18 protein-coding genes are annotated in these 18,167 nt (G+C 64.1%); 12 read left to right on the top strand and 6 right to left on the bottom strand.

Translation table 11 applies throughout. The annotated features are described in order from the left end of the window. The first annotated feature begins 205 nt into the window (after window positions 1-205). A complete protein-coding gene (locus ACZ2G1_RS11160; protein WP_470377725.1) occupies window positions 206-298 on the top strand; it encodes an Lsr2 family DNA-binding protein in 93 nt (30 codons plus the stop codon). Window positions 299-421: 123 nt separating this feature from the next. Here ACZ2G1_RS11160 and ACZ2G1_RS11165 read toward each other — a convergent pair whose 3' ends face one another. From ACZ2G1_RS11165 to ACZ2G1_RS11180, 4 genes are all read right to left on the bottom strand, one after another. Further along, window positions 422-931 carry a RipA family octameric membrane protein gene (locus tag ACZ2G1_RS11165; RefSeq protein WP_470376789.1) on the bottom strand — a complete coding sequence of 170 codons (510 nt, stop codon included), beginning with the start codon at window positions 929-931 and terminating at the stop codon, window positions 422-424. Window positions 932-939: 8 nt separating this feature from the next. Next, entirely contained in the window at window positions 940-1,347 is a 408-nt protein-coding gene (locus ACZ2G1_RS11170; protein ID WP_470376790.1) for a nucleoside 2-deoxyribosyltransferase, read from the bottom strand. A 115-nt stretch (window positions 1,348-1,462) separates the two neighbouring features. Next, the gene (locus ACZ2G1_RS11175; RefSeq protein ID WP_470376791.1) at window positions 1,463-2,845 is read right to left on the bottom strand and encodes a TRAFs-binding domain-containing protein; all 1,383 of its coding nucleotides are present in this window, start codon (window positions 2,843-2,845) and stop codon (window positions 1,463-1,465) included. Between the two features lie 418 nt (window positions 2,846-3,263). Next, window positions 3,264-5,333 (bottom strand): GmrSD restriction endonuclease domain-containing protein, encoded by a 2,070-nt coding sequence (locus ACZ2G1_RS11180; protein ID WP_470376792.1) that lies wholly within the window; start codon window positions 5,331-5,333, stop codon window positions 3,264-3,266. A 290-nt stretch (window positions 5,334-5,623) separates the two neighbouring features. Here ACZ2G1_RS11180 and ACZ2G1_RS11185 point away from each other — a divergent pair, with 290 nt between their 5' ends. Next, window positions 5,624-6,085, top strand: a complete 462-nt coding sequence (locus ACZ2G1_RS11185) for a hypothetical protein (protein WP_470376793.1) — start codon at window positions 5,624-5,626, stop codon at window positions 6,083-6,085. On the opposite strand, the gene ACZ2G1_RS11190 is transcribed toward ACZ2G1_RS11185, so the two are convergent. Further along, a complete protein-coding gene (locus ACZ2G1_RS11190) occupies window positions 6,082-7,077 on the bottom strand; it encodes an IS481 family transposase (RefSeq protein WP_470376794.1) in 996 nt (331 codons plus the stop codon). The two genes, ACZ2G1_RS11185 and ACZ2G1_RS11190, sit on opposite strands and share 4 nt — an antisense overlap. Window positions 7,078-7,575: 498 nt before the next feature. Here ACZ2G1_RS11190 and ACZ2G1_RS11195 point away from each other — a divergent pair. From ACZ2G1_RS11195 to ACZ2G1_RS11205, 3 genes are all read left to right on the top strand, one after another. Next, a protein-coding gene (locus tag ACZ2G1_RS11195) for an IS3 family transposase (RefSeq protein WP_470376693.1) occupies window positions 7,576-8,741 on the top strand; the annotation gives its coding sequence in 2 pieces (ribosomal slippage) (window positions 7,576-7,852 and window positions 7,852-8,741; 1,167 coding nt in all). Window positions 8,742-8,822: 81 nt separating this feature from the next. Beyond that, window positions 8,823-9,863, top strand: a complete 1,041-nt coding sequence (locus tag ACZ2G1_RS11200; protein ID WP_470376795.1) for an HNH endonuclease — start codon at window positions 8,823-8,825, stop codon at window positions 9,861-9,863. A 232-nt stretch (window positions 9,864-10,095) separates the two neighbouring features. Further along, the gene (locus tag ACZ2G1_RS11205) at window positions 10,096-10,881 is read left to right on the top strand and encodes a TIGR03084 family metal-binding protein (protein WP_470376796.1); all 786 of its coding nucleotides are present in this window, start codon (window positions 10,096-10,098) and stop codon (window positions 10,879-10,881) included. Window positions 10,882-11,065: 184 nt separating this feature from the next. Here ACZ2G1_RS11205 and ACZ2G1_RS11210 read toward each other — a convergent pair whose 3' ends face one another. Continuing rightward, entirely contained in the window at window positions 11,066-11,218 is a 153-nt protein-coding gene (locus ACZ2G1_RS11210; RefSeq protein WP_470376797.1) for a hypothetical protein, read from the bottom strand. 67 nt (window positions 11,219-11,285) lie between these two features. Here ACZ2G1_RS11210 and ACZ2G1_RS11215 point away from each other — a divergent pair, with 67 nt between their 5' ends. The 7 genes from ACZ2G1_RS11215 (at window position 11,286) to ACZ2G1_RS11245 (ending at window position 17,542) form a co-directional block, all read left to right on the top strand. Beyond that, window positions 11,286-11,468 (top strand): hypothetical protein, encoded by a 183-nt coding sequence (locus tag ACZ2G1_RS11215; RefSeq protein WP_470376798.1) that lies wholly within the window; start codon window positions 11,286-11,288, stop codon window positions 11,466-11,468. 279 nt (window positions 11,469-11,747) lie between these two features. Further along, window positions 11,748-12,122, top strand: coding sequence for a PH domain-containing protein (locus ACZ2G1_RS11220; protein ID WP_368812189.1), 375 nt, complete (start codon window positions 11,748-11,750; stop codon window positions 12,120-12,122). A gap of 204 nt (window positions 12,123-12,326) precedes the next feature. Continuing rightward, window positions 12,327-13,004, top strand: a complete 678-nt coding sequence (locus ACZ2G1_RS11225) for a hypothetical protein (RefSeq protein WP_470376799.1) — start codon at window positions 12,327-12,329, stop codon at window positions 13,002-13,004. A gap of 2 nt (window positions 13,005-13,006) precedes the next feature. Next, window positions 13,007-14,530, top strand: coding sequence for an exonuclease domain-containing protein (locus ACZ2G1_RS11230; RefSeq protein WP_470376800.1), 1,524 nt, complete (start codon window positions 13,007-13,009; stop codon window positions 14,528-14,530). 549 nt (window positions 14,531-15,079) lie between these two features. Beyond that, entirely contained in the window at window positions 15,080-15,631 is a 552-nt protein-coding gene (locus ACZ2G1_RS11235; RefSeq protein WP_470376801.1) for a hypothetical protein, read from the top strand. A gap of 102 nt (window positions 15,632-15,733) precedes the next feature. Further along, a complete protein-coding gene (locus ACZ2G1_RS11240) occupies window positions 15,734-15,991 on the top strand; it encodes a hypothetical protein (protein ID WP_470376802.1) in 258 nt (85 codons plus the stop codon). A gap of 330 nt (window positions 15,992-16,321) precedes the next feature. Further along, window positions 16,322-17,542, top strand: coding sequence for an MBL fold metallo-hydrolase (locus ACZ2G1_RS11245; RefSeq protein ID WP_470376803.1), 1,221 nt, complete (start codon window positions 16,322-16,324; stop codon window positions 17,540-17,542). Window positions 17,543-18,167 lie beyond the last annotated feature (625 nt).

Raw genomic sequence — 18,167 nt, forward strand, 5'->3', positions numbered from 1 at the left:
CGATGGAACCGTTGACGAGGCGTCACTTTCGCCCTCGACGGCAATGAGTACGCGATCAATCTCTCCCCTGGCAACGCCAAAAAGTTACGCGAGGCGCTGTGCCCCTCCTCCGCCGCAGCCCAAGGCCATCCGCGGCGTCGCCCGCACCATTGGCGCCCGCAGCAAAAGAACCCGCACTTCGGGAAGCGACCCGGACACCGCGAAGATCCGCGCCTCGGCCAAGCACAACGGCCTCCCAGCCTCCGACCGCGGCCGCATCCACCAGCGCATCCGCAACGCCTACTACACCGCCCACTGACCCAGCACCCAGACGGGACGCCATTCGCCGCATCCTGTAAAAGCATACTTAGACGCCGATAAGCCCCGCGACCTTGGGGATCAAAGCCATACCACCTAAACGGCAGGGATCACGGAGCGAACATCATAGGACCGTTACGATTAGTAGCACCCCGCCACCAATATATGTGATGGCGAAAAGTATAGGAATCATCAATTCGACCGCCGTGAAGGACACATAGCGAGTTTTTCCGTGACGCTGAAGTATTTGCCACTCCTCAACGAACACCTTCGCGGGCAAAAGTTCTTCCAAGGCGTGAATAATAATAAACTTAGCTCTATTGAGTCGCCGATAAGAAACTACCAGCAACAACCAAAAAAAGCATGTAAGCAGTAGGACTATCAGCGGCAAAAGGATCCACCACACCGTAACGCTCACTATTGCACTTTGCCAGAAAATGCCTAGTATTGTGATTGCCACCGAGTTAATGGCAAGAAAAAACATGTTAGACAAAGATCGTCTGGTGCTTACTCGTTCACTCGTCTCGACAAGCATTTTCCATTGATCTAGCACGGCCGTCTGGTATGCAGCCTCTCCGGGCCTAAAGTTCATGGAAAATATAGATTCATTCCAAAGATGATTGGTGGAACTCATAAATTTAGTCATAGGGAAATGCCTAACAGACGCGCGACGTACTCGGCAAGTACATCGATCAATAAGTGGGTTTGTCCAGGCCGGTAGAAAATAGTGTCACGGTTGCGCACCATAAAAGGAAGGTTTTCGGGAGCGGTACTACATAGTTGTACTACAGGTTTCCCTAGAGCATGCGCGTAACCCACTTCATACAGCACATCGGGTTCCGCTGTCGACAAATCAGCAATCACCGCTTGACATTTCTGTATTTGACGATAAGTTTCTGATACAGCATCTTGGCCGTGCATTAGGTGATCCACGCGAATCGATGTGCATCCAACCTTTTCAGCTGCCGCCTTGATAGCAACGTAATAGACGTCGTCGAATGCTGGATCGAAAGGCATAGCGGCGAACACAGTTTTCGAGTGCTGAGTCAACTTACCTATTGTCGACTCACCAAATTTAGGAGGAAATTTCCAGTGACCACCTCTAGATCGCGGTTCATCGGCTTGATGCCAACTAGTGTTTGTAGGACCACTAAACCTACTGGCGTCACCCGGCACTGGCACTTGGACGCAACTGTGTCAGCAGGTCATCTAACCATGGGAGCGAACGGTCGCGTGCAAGAGCTTCCTGTAGCAATCCCAAATTTTCAGCAATGGTAGCGCGGACCCAGTCGGGCGGTTTAAGGTACAGCAACCTATTGAGTGCCCCTTGCGCATCTCGTTCATCTGCACGCCCAACGGCCAGCTCGAGTACTGTCGCGACATCCCAGTAATCGCGTGACGCGAGTCCTTGACGTGCCGCCACAGCGAAGGCAACAACGGGCGAAAGTTCTCGCGCTCGTTGCAGGTGTTTTTCACTACCTTCTACAATCATCAAAGTCAGTGCGTTAACCCCGGGGTAGTAATCTCGAAAATCTACTCGAAACCCCCTTTCATATTCCTTGATTGCTTCAAGAAGTGCGAAATGCGCCTGCTCCGGATTTTCTTTACGGAGTCGGCGAAATTCATCTTTATGGATGCGGCCAAGTATGCCCTGCGTCTCTGGGTTCTCCCCCTGATCTGCTCTGAGCGTTTTCAGAATGGATATGGCACGCGGCACGTCACCGTGCGCGTTCCTGCGATTTAGGGCAAAAGCCAACTGCTGCCTGATTGTAGGATGCTGGCGCAGTGATAACGGAAGGGTTGCTTCCAATTTCACCATTTCTTCATAGGCAGACACGTCACGGTAGGCTAAAAACAGGTCGACAAGCAGATCGGTCGGCGCCTCCTGACCGAGTGTGGCCACTTTATCGGCAAGCCGATGCAGTTCCTGCAGCGCTTCAGCGGTAGGGAATCGAGACGGAACGGTACGAATCTCACCGCTCAACTCTAGCAACGACTGAGCGCGGCGTTGAAAAGTTTCCGTCGCCTCATGGGAAAGAGTCACGCCCGGATAGTCACGAATGAGTTGAAATAAAGGACTGTCGGATGCAGGGTCTTCTTGACATTCGCGGAATCGCTGCACCAAAGCCTTAACTAGAGATTTTCGGGACTTTTTGGTAAGTCTTCCGTGCTTATCTAGTTTGTACGGGACCGCACGAATGGGTGATACGTCAAATGGAAGCTGACTGACCGTGGCATATGTTGAAATCGTCGCGCGTGGGCGAGTGGCGTGACGAATACCAAGTTCGTACATGACGTTGGGGCTGGCAAGAGTAAGGTCCGCAAGAACAATTTCTGCCAAAACTAGTCTTTCAAACATTGCCAAATGAACGAAACCGCCAATGCGTTCTTCATCAGCACGCACGGGTTCTATGCCTGCAATTTCAGCTGCAGGACGAAAAGCGGTGTTCCATATATTGTCAAAGTCGATTGCGAGTCCGGTAGTGTGGTCTCTTTTGTTTCCATACGGCATTACAATGAAAGCCGTGGGTGCGAGATTATCGATCACCTGTGGACCTCCTCGCATGTGCATTTGTTAGCATATTTCAAAACAGTTTTCGGGAGCTTATCATGCTTTACGTTTTTTACACCAGAAAACTCATAAGCAGAACGGTTCCGAGGTCTGCAATCGCGACCGGATCCACCAGCCAGCTAAGGACGCTTACTACGCCGCCCGCTGATCCCTAGCTAGGCCCATGGAGACTTATTAGATCAGGTGGCTGACCACAGGGAGGTCCCAGCACGTCCCTCAGCCATAGGACTGTCGATCGTGGGGGCAGTGGCCTCGGTATCGATTGGGCCATCACATAGTTACCCCACCAGCAATCGCTGCCCAAAACAAGGCTGCTTTTTTGGGTTCTGTCCCTGGTGACAAAGTGCGTCTGGGGTTGCCCCGGGTTCGATTGACTTGACGTAGAAACCATTGGTCAGGATGCATGAGTGGGTTCCGTGCCCAAGGTCTTTTCGTCCTCGGGTTCCGATACGAGCAAGACCAGGTCGGCTGCGAACAAGCGTTGGTCGGCGTTGGCGCGTCCCAGACTGTCGAAGATTACGCCTTCTCGCTGGAGTAATTCTGCCGGCTCGTCCGTCTGGCTGTCGGTGGACCACTTGAAGTTCGTCGCGGGGCGAGCGTCCGAGGTCAGCACGCGGTGAGGGTGGGGGGTCGGGAAGTCGCGCAATCTGTTGCCGATGGGCTGTGCTGCGGTTCCCAGCGCCTTCGCGAGATCTCCGTACGTGGTCCACCGCCCGGCTGGAATTTCAGCCAACATCCGGTCGAGCCGCGACCATAGATCATCCGGCCCCTCGTTCCGAACACTGGGGTTTGGACCAGGCCACGCCATACAGATCATTTCCGCCAGTTCATCGGCACGAGCGTGGATCTGCTCCGGTCCCCACTCCTGCTTGGCGGAGATGAACTGGTTCATGCGTAGTCCGCTCCGGCCCAGTTCGGCTCGCTTATCCTCGAACAGCCGATTACTCATGTTTGAGTTGTATCCGCTGAGTGTCAGATTGCCGAGGGTGTGCACGAGGCTTTGGTGAAGCTCATCGACGGCTGCATCATCGGCAGCGGCCTCCAGGACCTGCCGCCACCCTGCCGACAGGGTCTGGGGGAGCACATGTTCGATGGTCAGCTTCGCAGGATCCACCGGTTCACGGCTGCCGTAGAGCTCCTCGAGCCAGAGGAGGATGAGCTTTCGCTGGTTGGCGCGGCCCTGCCGGTAGAACGGCATGTCATGCACGGCTCGAGCGATCTCTTTGTCGGCGGCGAAGTACCGCTGGCCCCGGGAGAAGTAGTCCCGCACCTCGTCGACCACTTCGGCGGTGCCGGGGATCTCGGCCACGGCCTGAGCGAACAACCGGTTCAGACCCGCCGAGGGCCGGCCAATCAGGACCCGACGGACCAGCATCGACTCGATCACCAGCAGGGCCTCGGCCAAAGTGTCATCATCGAAATGGCCGTCGGCGCGTCTCGTCAGCAGGTGCAACAGCAACGGCGCCGCGGTGGCCGAGCCCCAGTCCATGAGCCGCTGGAGACGCACTCTGACCGCTGCGGACTTTTCCTCATCGGGGTGGCTGATCAACCGGTACAAACGCGCCAGGCCGAGCAGGCGGGTCACCTCCCGCGCAATCTCCTCCTCCGAGATGAACTGCTCGAAGCGCTTCTTCTGCTCCTGGTAGGTGTCACCGATGGTGATCTTCGGATTGCGCTGCACGATGTCCAGCCAGAACAGGGCATCCATTTCCTCACGAGTCAAAAGGTCCTGGAGGGGTTTCCACGTGGAGCGATAGACCTCCTCCCCCAGAGTGGGAAGCCGCATGAAGATGTGGTTGCGCAGCAGGTCACCCTGCGACAGCTTCAGACCCGTGTTGTTGAGGGACTCGAAGATGCGGTGCACGTTGTCGGCCTCCGAGGTGCTGATCGAGACGAGCGACAAGCCACTCGTCACGGCGTTCTCCACCGCGGGGATGTCGACGTCCTCGCCCAACAGCGCGGCGCGGAAGAAACGATAGGCCTCACCGACAGCGTCCTCCCCATCGGCGCCGGGCACTCCGTCGATGACGTCGATGTAGGACTGCCGGTCGGCCTGAGTGGGAACCAGCTTGATGCGGTGCGGGTCGTCGGCGTACTGGTTGACGAGGAACTGGTGCATGATCCGGTTGGCCCCGCGTCGGTCGTCGGGGTCCACCAACACGATGTGGTCGTGGATGGCAGCCAACAGAATCGTCAGCGTGGTCAGTCGTTGCTGACCGTCGACGACCAAGTGCTTCGTCACACCCCCGGCCACATTGCCGGGATACGGGGCCAACACGAGAGATCCAATGAAGTGCGTGGTTCCCAGCTGATCCTTTCGATCCTCGGCCAGCTGAGCGATGTCCTGCCACAGCACGGACCACTGCTTCCTACTCCACTGGTAGGGCCGCTGGTAGAGCGGAACCATGTACTGCTTCTCGCCTTCGAGAATGCGCTGAAGGGACGTTTCCTGAGCGGCAACCATGGTCTATCTATACCTTGCCGACCTGGCCAGTCCCCACCACACAGCGTGGTGCCGGGCCGGCCGTTCCACAGACTTGGGGTACATGGCGAAGTGCATGCTGTCATAGTCCGCGACCCACTGTGCCGGGCACCTTTCCCATGGAGCACCAGGAGAGCACCGGACTCCGGTGTCCTGCCGAGGCTCAAGACCAGACCAGCGGCGACTGGCGCGGGAGGCGTCGTGGTATCGAATTCTCACGAATAGAGACCTGCATGCCGCAGGAACAGGATTGCTGTTGATACTCTGTGCAAATGCACACCTCTGGCTCGATCGACCCCCATCTTCAATCGGTTGTTAAAGCCGCAGAATCTGGTGAAAGCCTCCAACGTATCGTCGTGGTCTGCGGCTCCACCGTGTATGTGGGCGTGCCTGTCTCGACAAGTAAGTTCCTTTTCAAGACGCGCGATGCCTTCGCAGAAGAGGTCAAGAAGGAAATGGCGCCCACTTGGAAGACATCACGCCAGGAGAAGGATCGACTTGCCGCCGAAAGGGCTAATGATTTGATTGCGGCGATCTCCCCGGGCGACCAAGCGGCGACACCCGATCTACTTTCGTTGTCTCCAGCGACCGTGGAACCGCCTGGGCTGACAAGTTACGAAGTCCCAGCGCTACGCATTCACCTGCGTCAGGTGGATGCCTGGTGGATTGCCCCGTTCCGGGATCACCAAGCTAAGTTCCGAGGCGGCGGCGTAGGGGTGGGAATGGAGTTCTAGATGTGATGTCCAGGGAGGTTGGTCAGGCGGGTGACCGGTGGCTGGCCTCCAAGTGCGGAGTGGGCTCGATGATGATTGTAGAAGTGCAGCCAGCCCGGTAGGGCATCGTCGCGCTCTGCCGTGGAGGGGTAGAACCGGGCGTAGGCCCAGCCATCGGCCAGGGTGCGGTGGAAGCGTTCGATCTTGCCGTTGGTCTGGGGCCGGTAGGGGCGGGTGCGTTTGGTCTTGATGCTCAGCTCGGCGCAGGCCTGGGCCCAGGCATGGGAGCGGTAGCAGGACCCGTTGTCCGAGAGCACCCGCTCCACGGTGACGCCCTGGTCGGCGAACCACGCCCTGGCTCGGCGCAGCACCCCGATCGCGGTGGCAGCCTTCTCATCGGTGCAGATCTCCGCGTACGCCATCCGGGAGTGGTCATCGATCACGGTATGCACGAAGGCGGTCCCGATCAGGGGGCCACGTACTGGGCCTTTGCGGCGTTGAGTATCGGTGGTGGCGCGGTTGCGGTCGCCTTGCTGCTTACCGAGGTAGCGCCAGCCACCTCCGTCGGGGATGTTGCCGAACTTGGTGACGTCGACGTGGATCAGTGATCCGGGATGGTCGTGTTCGTAGCGGCGCAGGGGTTCGCCGGTGACCCGGTCGATGCGGGAGAGCCGGTTGATCCGGCAGCGCACCAGCACCGCATGCACGGTCGAGGCCGGCATTCCGAGTCGGCCGGCGATCTGCACTGGGCCCAGCCGGTGTCGCCACCGCAGGGCCACGATCCTCCGGACCACCCCGGGGGCGGTCTTGGTCGGGCTGGTGCGCGGGCGAGAGCTGCGATCAGCCATCCCGGCTTGGCCTTCGGCCCGGTAGCGGTCGGCCCATTTCTTGGCCGTGCGGGCAGAGACCATGAACATCTTGGCCGCCGCGGCGTAGGTCCACTGATCCTCGACGATCAGCCGGGCCAGGCGTAGGCGTGTACGAGGGGTCAGGACGGCGTTAACGTGGGACATGAAGGCCTCCGGTGGGTGAAGCGGTGAACTAGACAGCTCCACTTCACTACCGGAGGCCTTCCCGTGTCAGCCCGACTCACCGCCTTGCGGCGGGACAACCTCCCTGGACATCACATCTAGACGACCCTTCTATGGTCCAGCGCTCCCCCACCTCAGCAGCCAACGACGCTGCAGCGAGACTGTGTTTCACAACTGCGATGCCTCATAACCCATGCCTTGAGAGACGTTGCCTCGTTGCATCAGGACTAGACCCGAACGCACTCCCGGTGCAGAAGTGTCGCTGGGACCCTACTGCAGCGCACTGTCGCTGGTAGCCGAGACGTCGCTTTGGGGTATACCCCAAAGCAACACCGGGATCGATCTTCAGCGACTGGGACTGATGCACCGATAGGTGACAGGTTGACCTGACCCACGGTTTGGTTTCCAGTGTGACCTGACCTACGGTTTGGTTTCCAGTGGCGGTCGCTAGTCGAAGGCCTTCATGGAAGGCTCACCGCTATGCCCCGCCCCTACCCTCCTGAGTTCCGTGCACGAGCGATCGCTCTCGTGCGCGAGGGCCGCCAGGTCAAGCAGACCGCGGCTGATCTTGGTATCCACCCTGTCACGCTCCATTCCTGGCTGCGCCAGGACGACATCGACCAGGGCCGCCGGCCCGGGCGCAGCACCCAGGAATCGGCTGAGCTCCGCGCGGCCCGCGGCCGGATCCGCCAGCTCGAGCAGGAGATCGCGATCATCCGCCACGCGGCCACCTGGCTCGATGAGGAGGACGGACTCCCCCCAAAAGGGCGCACCCGGTGATCGACCGTCTCGTCGACGCCGGGGCTCCGGTCCACACCTGCTGCCGCCTCCTGGGCGTCTCCCGCCAGGGCTACTACCGGTACCGCAAGCGTCCGACCAGCGCCACGGAACTGCGCCGACGCTGGCTCACCGGGCTGATCCGCGAGATCCACGTGGCCTCTCGGGGCACCTACGGCTACCGCCGCATCCACGCGGAACTCACCATCGGCATGGGCATCCCCTGCTCCAGCCGGCTCATCTCCGCGCTGATGACGCGCGCCAGCATCGGCGGACTGCCCGGCCCGGCGCGCATCAAGCGGCTTCGAGGCGTGGCGACCGCAGACGACCTCGTCAACCGGAAGTTCCACCGCCTGGCGCTGAACGAACTGTGGGTCACGGACATCACCGAGCATCCCACCCGCGAGGGCAAGGTCTACTGCGCAGCGGTGCTCGACGCCTGCAGCCGCAAGATCATCGGCTGGGCCATCGACTCCAAGCAGGACTCCACCCTGGTCATCAATGCCCTGGACATGGCCATCCGCGCCCGGAAGCCCGGTGCCGGCGGAATCGTCCACGCCGACCACGGGGTCCAGTTCACCTCGTGGGTGTTCACGCAGAAGATCCGCTCGGCCGGGCTGCTGCCCTCGTTCGGCACGGTCGGCGACGGCCTCGACAATGCCATGATGGAATCGTTCTGGTCGACGATGCAGATCGAACTGCTGAACCGTCGGAAGTGGAAGACCCGGATCGAGCTGGCGAACGCGATCTTTGAGTACATCGAAGTGTTCTACAACCGACGACGACGCCACTCCGCACTCCAGTACGCCACCCCGCACGAATACGACCTCGCGCGAACACCACAGGCACTCACCACCGCTGGAAGCTAGTCACCACGAGTGGAAACCAAACCGTGGGTCAGGTCAAGGTGTCACCGAACCGTGCATCAGTCCCGCTCTAGAGTGCAAAGCATGAAACTGAGTGACCTCACCGATCCCGGAGCCGTCGTGGCGGCCATGCACGAGTTCGACGAGCTCGGGCGAGATCGGTTCCTGGAGAAGTACGGCTTTGGCCGATCCAGCACCTATTTCGTGGAGTATCAGGGCAGACGCTACGACTCCAAAGCGCTCATCGGGGCCGCTTGCGGTTATCAGCACGGCAGACCTCTGCGTCATGAGATGTTCAACGGGGGCCTGAACACGACAGCGCGCAAACTGATGGATCTGGGGTTCAACGTGGTCGGAGGAGACCCGAGTGCGGGCTCCACACGTCCTCCGGCGACCTTCGTGCTCCTGTGGAACCCCGGCAGCTGGGAATGGTCAGAGGGAGACAGCGATCGTATGCTGCGGCTCATCGCCGACCAGGGGCAAGCCCCGGACAGGTGGTCGACGGGAAGCCGCACCTCCGGCATGCACCCTGGGGACCGGATCTTCCTTCTCGAGGTGGGGACGAAGCCTCTCGGCATGATCGCCTCGGGAACCGCCCTCAGCGAGATCGAGTACTGGGATCATTGGGACACGGAGCGGCAGGAGCGGGCCCCGTTCGTCGACGTCGCCTGGGACACCCTGCTCGACCCGAACGACGTGCTGCCGCGGGAGTCGCTCCAGACGCGGATTCCGGGCAGTGGCTGGACCTTCCAGGGCGGCGGAGTTCTCTTGCCTCCCGAAATCGCGGACGATTTGGAACTTCTTTGGGCGTCCCACCGACCGGTTGAGCGGGCTGCCGAGGCGATCGAAGCGCGCTACACCGTCGGTTTCAGCAGGCGTCGGTTGCACCAGCAGGCCTTCCGGAGGCTGCTTTTGCGGCACTATCCAGCAGAGTGCGCTGTCTGCGGATTGGAGGAAACGTTCATTCTGGAGGCCGCTCACGTCGTTCCGGACAGCGAGGGTGGTCCGTCCGACGTCGCCAATGGGCGGCTTCTGTGCCCCAATCACCACCGAGCGCTGGACGCGGGCCTGTACGAACTCACCGGCGACGGGGCCGTGTGGAAGAACCCGACTCGAGCCTTCTGACATGACGGCGGCTGTCGAAACGGGGGCGGTGACCTGCACCCCAACGTTTTTGCCTCAATCACCCGCACCCAGAAGACATGTTTGCTGCCACCAATCGAATAGCCGCGCACTTGGTGCCGCGAGCACTTGGCGGCTCGCACAAGGTGCCCGCCGGCGTAGAGTCCGCCGAAGAACTGTTGTGGAGGGCAACCGACAGGTTCCCTGAGAAGGAGCTGCGCACCGGGATGAGCCGATGACCCGCCCCGACCCAGCCGTCCTGCTGGCCGACCTGTGCCAGGAGGGGGACCTGCTCGAGGAGATGCTGCGGCCGCTGTCCGCCGAGGACTGGGACCGCCCCACGCCGGCGGAGGGGTGGACGATCCGCCACCAGGTCGCCCACCTCAGCTGGACGGAGCGGACCGTGCTGACCGCCCTCGAGGAGCCGGAGGTCTTCGCGCAGCTGAGGGAGCGGTTCGGGGCGGAGGTCGACGTCGTCGACCGCGCCGCCGCAGAAGGCGCCACACGTGCCCCGGCCGAGATCGTGGCGTCCTGGCAGGACAGCCGACGCCGCGTGCTCGAGCGGCTCGCCGCCGTGCCGGGGGGCAAGCGCATCCCGTGGATCGGTCCGCCCATGGGGGCGCCCATGATGGCCAGCGCCCGGATCATGGAGACCTTCGCGCATGGCCAGGACGTCCGCGACGCTCTCGGAGTGCCCCCGGTCGCCTCGCACCGGTTGCGGCACGTCGCCCACCTGGGCGTGGCCACCCGTGACTACGCTTTCTGGCAGCGCCGGCTGGAACCGCCGGCCGAGCCGTTCCGCGTCGAGCTCATGCACGAGGACGAGACCTGGACCTGGGGACCGGCCGAGGCCGTGCAACGCGTCCACGGTCCGGCCCTCGACTTTGCCCTGCTCGCCACCCGGCGGCGGCACCGACAGGACGGGAGCCTCGTCGCCGAGGGCGCCGATGCCGACGCGTGGCTCGACATCGTCCAGGCCTTCGCCGGCCGACCGGGTCCGGGGCGAGCCCCGCTGTTGTAGAACGGACGAGGAGTGGGCGCAGGTTCGGGCAGGAACACCCCTGGGGTGCAGCTCCGGTGCAGCAGTGGTCAGGCTGCAGGGCACCCGTTCCCTACCGGACAAGAGTTCTCGTGGTGGTCACCACTGAGCGGCTGCCTGCTCTTCCACGTCATGCCCCTCCGACCCGGCGCCCCGCCGGGCGCACTCAGCGGCGCCGGCCCGTTCCCTGCGGCGCGCACGGCCGCGCCACGACACTGACCGATCCGGTGTTCAGCTCCTGCCACTCGCGGTACCGGGCATCATTGGCCTCCTCGGTGTCCGAGGAGTAGTAGCGACGTTCCGCTTCGAGGCGGGACATCTTCCGGCTGGTTCCGGTCGAGGCCGTTCGACCCTTCGGGGACTGATCGGTCTTGAACCCGGGAGTCTTGTCCTCCACCGACGCCGCTGATCTCGGCGCTCGCGGCGTCGGCGGCGCCTCGGGCCGGCCGGTGGCCTCCGGGGCGACGACCCTCTGCACCACCCGCCACGTCACCCGCCGCTTCTCCCCGGCCAGGAACTCGGCACCGCTGCGCACACAGACGGACCGGCCGTTCACGGGGGAGCAGTGACGCGGGAACCGCCCCTCCAGTGAGAACGTCGGCTCCTTCGCCCCGCATTTGGTGCAAGTGACGGTGTAGAGCAACTGGTATCCATCCGGCGGCACCGGGAAGCGCGGCGGCGGTCCCGTCGTCGTCCGTTGTCCCCGTGAAGCCACCATGGCACTCCTTCCGAAGCACTGCACTAGATGCCTGGATCGTATGCGCCTGCATTCACTACTGTGAATGGACAGATGTGGGGACGCCGGAAGTCTTGCGGCGGCCCCGATTCCGTGGACGACAGGAGCAGTCATGGAAACAGCAGCAGTGACCCAGTGGATGTTCGTGGCCGAGTGCCCCATCCCGAGCGACGTCGCCGAACTCATGGTCCCGGGAGAACAGCCCGTGGCCGCCTACAAGACCTTCCGCGACAGCGCCGTCTTCACCACCAAACGGCTGATCGTCCGCGACGCCCAGGGCATGACTGGGCGGAAGGTCGAGGTCTACTCCCTGCCGTACTCAGGGATCACCATGTGGTCGTCCGAGAACGCCGGCACCTTCGACCTCGACGGAGAGCTCGAGCTCTGGACCCGCGCCGGGCGCATCAAGATCAGGGTCGGCAAGAAGGTCGACGTCCGGCGCCTCGACATGCTCATCGCGCACTCGGTTCTGGGCGTTGAGCACTGAGGCATAGGCCCACGCAGGCGGTCCCCCGCACGAGTGACCAGCAGACCGGTCGCCTGCGCCTCCGCGCCACATCCGAACGTCGGCGCTGGCCTGATCCCCTCGGTGATCGACCTCCGAAGCGTCCTGTGACGTGACAACTTTCCTCGACGTCCGAGCCCCAGGATACGTTTGCGCAGGTAATCATCCCCGTCCGTGAATGGCGCCATGAAGTTCAACACACCCCCCAGCTGGCCCCAGCCGCCCTCCGGCTGGACACCTCCGCCGAACTGGTTCCCCGACCCGGCGTGGGGTCCCGCACCCGACGACTGGCAGTTCTGGGTCGAGGACGCGCAACCCGCTGCCTCCCCGACCGCCACGAAGGTTAAGAAGAAGACAGCGTCTTTCCTGATGCGACTGAGGAAACTCTGGTCGTCCGCGGTCTCCTCCGACAGCCGGCACTGGATCTTCGGCGGCACGGGTTTAATCGCCGGACTGCTTCTGGGAGTGATGGTGGGCGCCGGCGCCTCGTCCCCGGCAACGCCTGCCGCCTCGGGCTCCGACATCGCCGCGGACGCCGGGAGTGCCGACGTGGGCTTCGGGTCCACCGCCATCGAATCCGCCGTCGAGGACTGTGGCCTGACGGACGCGGCCGGCATCTCGATCGGCGACGAGGGGCACAGCGTGACGATCCAGACAACGGGCGAAGACAACACCTACGGTGCCGACATCTACGAGACGGTGTGTGTCCTCCAGGGACTGGACGCCTCGGACAGCGTCATTGCCCGCATGGACAGCACCCGCGCCCTCGACGGGCGACAGATGGGCACCTGGGACGACTTCGAGGCGTCCTGGGGCTACCACCCCGACGACGGACTCAATCTCGTCATCGAGGAGGTGGAGTAGCCGTGCCGGATCTGGATTTCGTGGCCGTGGACTTCGAGACGGCCAACGGCAAGAGGGAATCGGCGTGCGCCGTGGGCGTCGCTGTCGTCCGTAACGGCCGGGTGCAGTCCTCGGACTCCTGGCTCGTCAAACCTCCACCGCCGGCGGATCACTTCGAGCGGAGGAACACCGCCATTCACGGCATCACCCGGGAGCAGTGCATGGCCGATGGACTCTCCTGGCGGGAGACCGCGCAGCGCTTGCACCGGCTCTGCGCCGATCTGCCCGTCGTCGCGCACAACGCGTCCTTCGACGAGTCCGTGTGGCGGGCCGCCAACCGGGCCTCGGGCGTGGAGTCTCCCCTGCCGCGGTTCCACTGCACGCTCCAGCTCTCGCGAGGCCATCTCGACCTGGTGGACCACAAGCTCCCCACCGTGGTGCGCCATCTCGGCCTGGACGACTTCCCGCACCACCAGGCCGAGGCCGATGCCCTGGCCGCGGCGCAGGTGACCGTCGAGCTGGCCCGCCGCACCGGCGCCTCTACCGTGGACGAACTCTGGCAACGAGCGCCGCGCCGCTCCACCACTGGCTCGTCGCCCGCACGTTCGGCGGGTTCCCGGCGGGCCCCGGAGTCGGTGTTCCGCACGCCCGGGGAGCGGCCGGCCACCGGCCCGTCCCTCGCCGATCCCACCGTTCCCTCACCGACCACCCTTGAGAACGAGGTCGTGCTGATCACCGGGGATCTCTCCTTCGGAACTCGTGAAGAGATTCAGGAGCGTATGCGCGGGGCCGGTGCCGTCGTCGCGCAGAACCTCACGAAGAAGGTCACGTGCCTGGTGATCGGCGCCGGGGCCCAGGTCAGCAATCCACCGCTGACCGGCGCCACCGGTAAGGAGAAGAAGGCTGCCGAGCGCATTCAGGAAGGTCAGCGCATCGCCGTGATCGGGGAACCGGAGCTCCGGGAGCTGCTGGAACGGGCAGAGGCCGGAGCACCGGTCGAGGACGACGTCGACCCACCCGCGGTGCTCGACGACACGACTCCTGTCAGCTCCATCCCTCCGGAACCGGTCACGGCCCCGCCGGAACCGCAGGTCGCCCCGAAGCAGTCCGGCATGTCCGTGCCGGCCTCGGCGGGCCCAGCGCCTGCTGAGACCTGGACCGTCGAACCCCACGCGGCGCCGAGGGTGGAGGCTCCGCTCCGGCCGGGTTCCGCGGAGTCCTCCTCGGCGCCGTACGCCGCACCACCCCGACAGCCCTGGGACCCCCCGCTGTCCGTCCGCCCGCGGCAGCCGTGGGACCCTCCGTTGCCTGCCGAGGCGTCACCCCGGGTGAAGCCGCAACGTCGCTGGGTGTTCCACGTCGTGATGTGGTCGATCATCCTGTTCCTGATCGTGGGCATGACAATCGTCGGCGCATTGCTGAGCATCGTCGGGGTGCCGGAGTCCGTCTGGGCTGCCGTCGTCGGATTCTCCTGGCTGATCGCTCCGCTCGTGTTCGTCGCCTGGCTGATCGTGACCGTCATCCGGTGGGTGAAAGGACGTCGATGACGGGTCCATCGCAGCCGGGACGAGGACGACCTTCCACGGCAACTACCCGGAGATGGCCGGTCCTCCCGGGCTCGGTGTCCAATGCTTCAGGACCGCACATTTCTGCATTGTGACCGCTCGGCAAGGAAGCGCGCCCACTCCCCGTTACGTTTGTGCTTGCAACCTCCGCTCGACCCCCTGGATGTCCCCATGCGCTTCAACGCTCCCCCCACCTGGCCGCAGCCCCCGGAAGGCTGGACTCCCCACCCCGGATGGTCCCCCGACCCTGCGTGGGGTCCGGCGCCGGACGGATGGCAGTTCTGGTTCGACGACGCGGAAACCAATGCTGGTGCGGGAGAGAACGAGCCCCTGACCCAGCCCCTGCCTGCCAGTGATCCGGAAGCGGCACATGAGGTGGGCAGCACGGATCGTCCCGCCTCCCGTCGCTCCGGCGCGGCTCTCGCCGGCGCCTGGACGCGCGCCACGACGTCGTTCCGGCGTGACCGGTCCGACATCGGGGCCGACTCGTCTGCCCCGGATCGGCAGAAGAGCAGGACCAAGCCGATCGTCATGGCAGTGGCCGGGGTCGCGCTGTTCGCGGGCGGCCTCGGCATCGGAGGTGCCGTGGCGTCGGACCCCACCTCGAGCGACGAGTACGCCGCCCTGGCCTCCGCCAAGGCGGACGTCGAGGAGGACTACGAGTCCCTCCAGACGGACTACGACACGATGTCGTCCGGCCTCCAGGACCGACACACAGAGCTCCAGAAGCGCGAGGACGAGGTCGTCGCTGCCGAGAAGGCCCTCGAGGAGCGCGAGGGCGACGTCGAGGAAGCGGAGAGTGCTGTCGAGGCGCGGGAGGAAGCCGTCTCCGGAACCGAGCAGAAGAAGGCTGAGAACACCATCCGCGAAGGCACGTGGACCGTCGGCGTGGACATCGCTCCTGGCACGTACCGTTCGACCGCCGACGTGGGCTCCCGGTGCTACTGGGCCATCCTCGCCTCTGGCGCCAACGGGGACGACATCATCGCCAACGACATCCCCGGCGGCGGCCGGCCGACCGTGACACTGGCCGAGGGACAGGACTTCGAGACCAAGCGCTGCGGCACCTGGGAACCGCAGTGAGCGGCTGACACCGCTTGCCCGTCGCCGTCCGGCGGTTCTCCGCCCAGTACGCCCAGGTTTCCGGGCGGGGGCCGCTCCGAATACTGCGCACTCGAGGTCGATGTGAGAGTCAATCGTTCGCCGCGGCACCGACTGCGGCACGTCGCCCACATGGGCGTGGCCACCCGCGACTACCTCTTCCAGCAGCGCCGGCTGGAACCGCCGGCCGAGCCGTTCCGCGTCGAGCTCACCCACGAGGACGAGACCTGGACCTGGGGGCCGGCCGAGGCGGCGCAGCGCGTCCAGGGCCCGGCCCTGGCATTTGCCCTGCTCGCTACCCGGCGGCACCGTCAGGACGGGACCTCGTGGCGGAGGGCCTGACGCCGAGGCCTGGCTCGACATCGTCCAGGCCTTGGCCGGCCGACCGGGCCGGGGGCGGGCCCCACTGCAGCAGACGGGATAGGGCACCGGCAACGGGCCGGGGAGCACAGCGGTCCAGTTCACCCACCGCGAGACGCCGCGCTTCACGCCGCCCACCCCGTGTGCGGCACAGGCCTCGGGGACTGATCTGCACGAAGTCCTAATCCGAGTCAACTGAGTCTGATCAGAATCCCCCATATCCCGGCTCACCTGGGCAGACGTCCTTCATACTGGAGGTTCGTCCATGTTCTGAATCACACCTGGGGGATCACCATGTCCGACTCTGATCGCATGTCGCGCTCCTCGTCGGGGATCTCCCGCCGCCGCGCCCTGGGCCTCGCATCCGCACTCGGGTTGACGCCGTTGGCCGCCACCGCCTGCGCCTCGGGAAGCGCAGCGTCATCAGGCACGCTGAGCGCCTCCGGCACCGCCTCCGCTGCGGCGTCCGCCCCCGGCCGCGCCCCGGGACGGCCCCCGCTGACCACCGACGCGACGAGCCGGGTCGTGCTGCTGGGCACCAGCGGCGGCCCGCCGTGGTGGAACGACTCCCACCGCGAGGGCGTGGCCTCCGCGGTCGTGGTCGGCGACAAGTACTACCTCGTCGACGCCGGGGACGGGGTCGGCAAGCAGATCAAGAAGGCCAAGCTGGGCACCTGGGACAAGGACATGCGCGGTCCCCTGGACGCCCTCGTGGCGGTGTTCCTCACCCACCTGCACTCGGACCACATCTCCGACCTCTACAACATCCTCGGCACCGGGCTGCAGAACGGGGTAGCGATCCCCGACCGCGTCTTGGAGATCTACGGTCCCGGCAACCGCGGCGCCCTGCCGATCAGCTACCAGGGCGCGCAGATCCCGTCCGACCAGGTGGTCAACCCGGGCAACCCGACCCCGGGCACCCGGGAGACGATCGAGGCGATGATCAAGACCTTCGCCACCGACTTCAACGACCGCATCATCGACTCGGGCTACCCGCCGCCCAAGGATTTCTTCGCCGGTCGCGACATCGAGCTGCCGGCCGAGCTGATCGACGACCCCAACGGGGATCCGCACCCGCGCATGCGCCCGGTGGAGGTCTTCGAGGACGACCGGGTGAAGGTGACGGCCACCCTGGTCCAGCACGCCCCCGTGTTCCCGGCCTTCGCGTTCCGCTTCGACACCGACACCGGTTCCGTGACCTTCTCCGGGGACACCGGGCCGAGCGAGAACCTCGTGGAACTGGCGAAGGGCTCGGACATCCTCGTCCACGAGGCCATCGCCGCCGAGTGGGTGGCCCAGCGCCATCCCGAGCCCCGCGACGCTGCGGCCGAGGCCGAGTACCAGCACCTGATCGGGGCGCACACCACGATCGAGGACGTCGGGGGCATTGCCGAGCGCGCCGGGGTGAAGAAGCTCGTGCTCAACCACCTAGTGCCGGGCAACTGGCCGGTCGAGAAGTGGGAGAAGGCCGCCGAGAACTTCTCCGGCGAACTGGTCATCAGCGAGGACTTCGACGCCATCGCCATCGGCTGATCCGGCCGGCACCGCAGCACCGGCCGTCGGCTCAGCCCCGCGACGCCGACGAGCTGGCCCGAGCGGCGACCGCACGGGCCAGCTCCGCCATATCCCGCATCTCGGGTCCGCCGGCAGCGGCATCGCCGACTGTCGTCGCGTCAGCGGGCTCCGAAGCACTATCGGCGACGAACGCAGCGGTCCCCTGGCATGCGGGGTCCGGCACGCATTGCGGCAGTGTCCGCAAAGAAGTCCGGCTGTGCCTGAGAATCACCACAGCACCAATCATTTTCCTTTTGTGAATTCTTGATCGAACCTTGAAACACCCGAAGAAGACGCCCTTGCCCTCCTGAAGTAAAAGGACTGAGCGCGGACAGCCAAAGGCTTTGTGGAGCTTTACTCCTCATTTGTCGCGCCCAGACACGGGCCCTACCACTGAACGTCCTGATGCAGGCCAGAGCGTGCTTACCCATCGCCTTCACCTCGATAGGCCTCCAGGTCAAGAGCACTTTCGTCTCGAGCTGAGCCTCCCCGGAGGTCCCGATCGGCGCCCTCGACAGGCAACTTCGTCTGGATGCGGAGGTCCACGACTGGGTCGACAACAAACGTCGAGACACGCCCGTGATCAAAGCGAGACTTTTCCGTT

This window comes from Kocuria sp. KKT182, assembly GCF_055635395.1.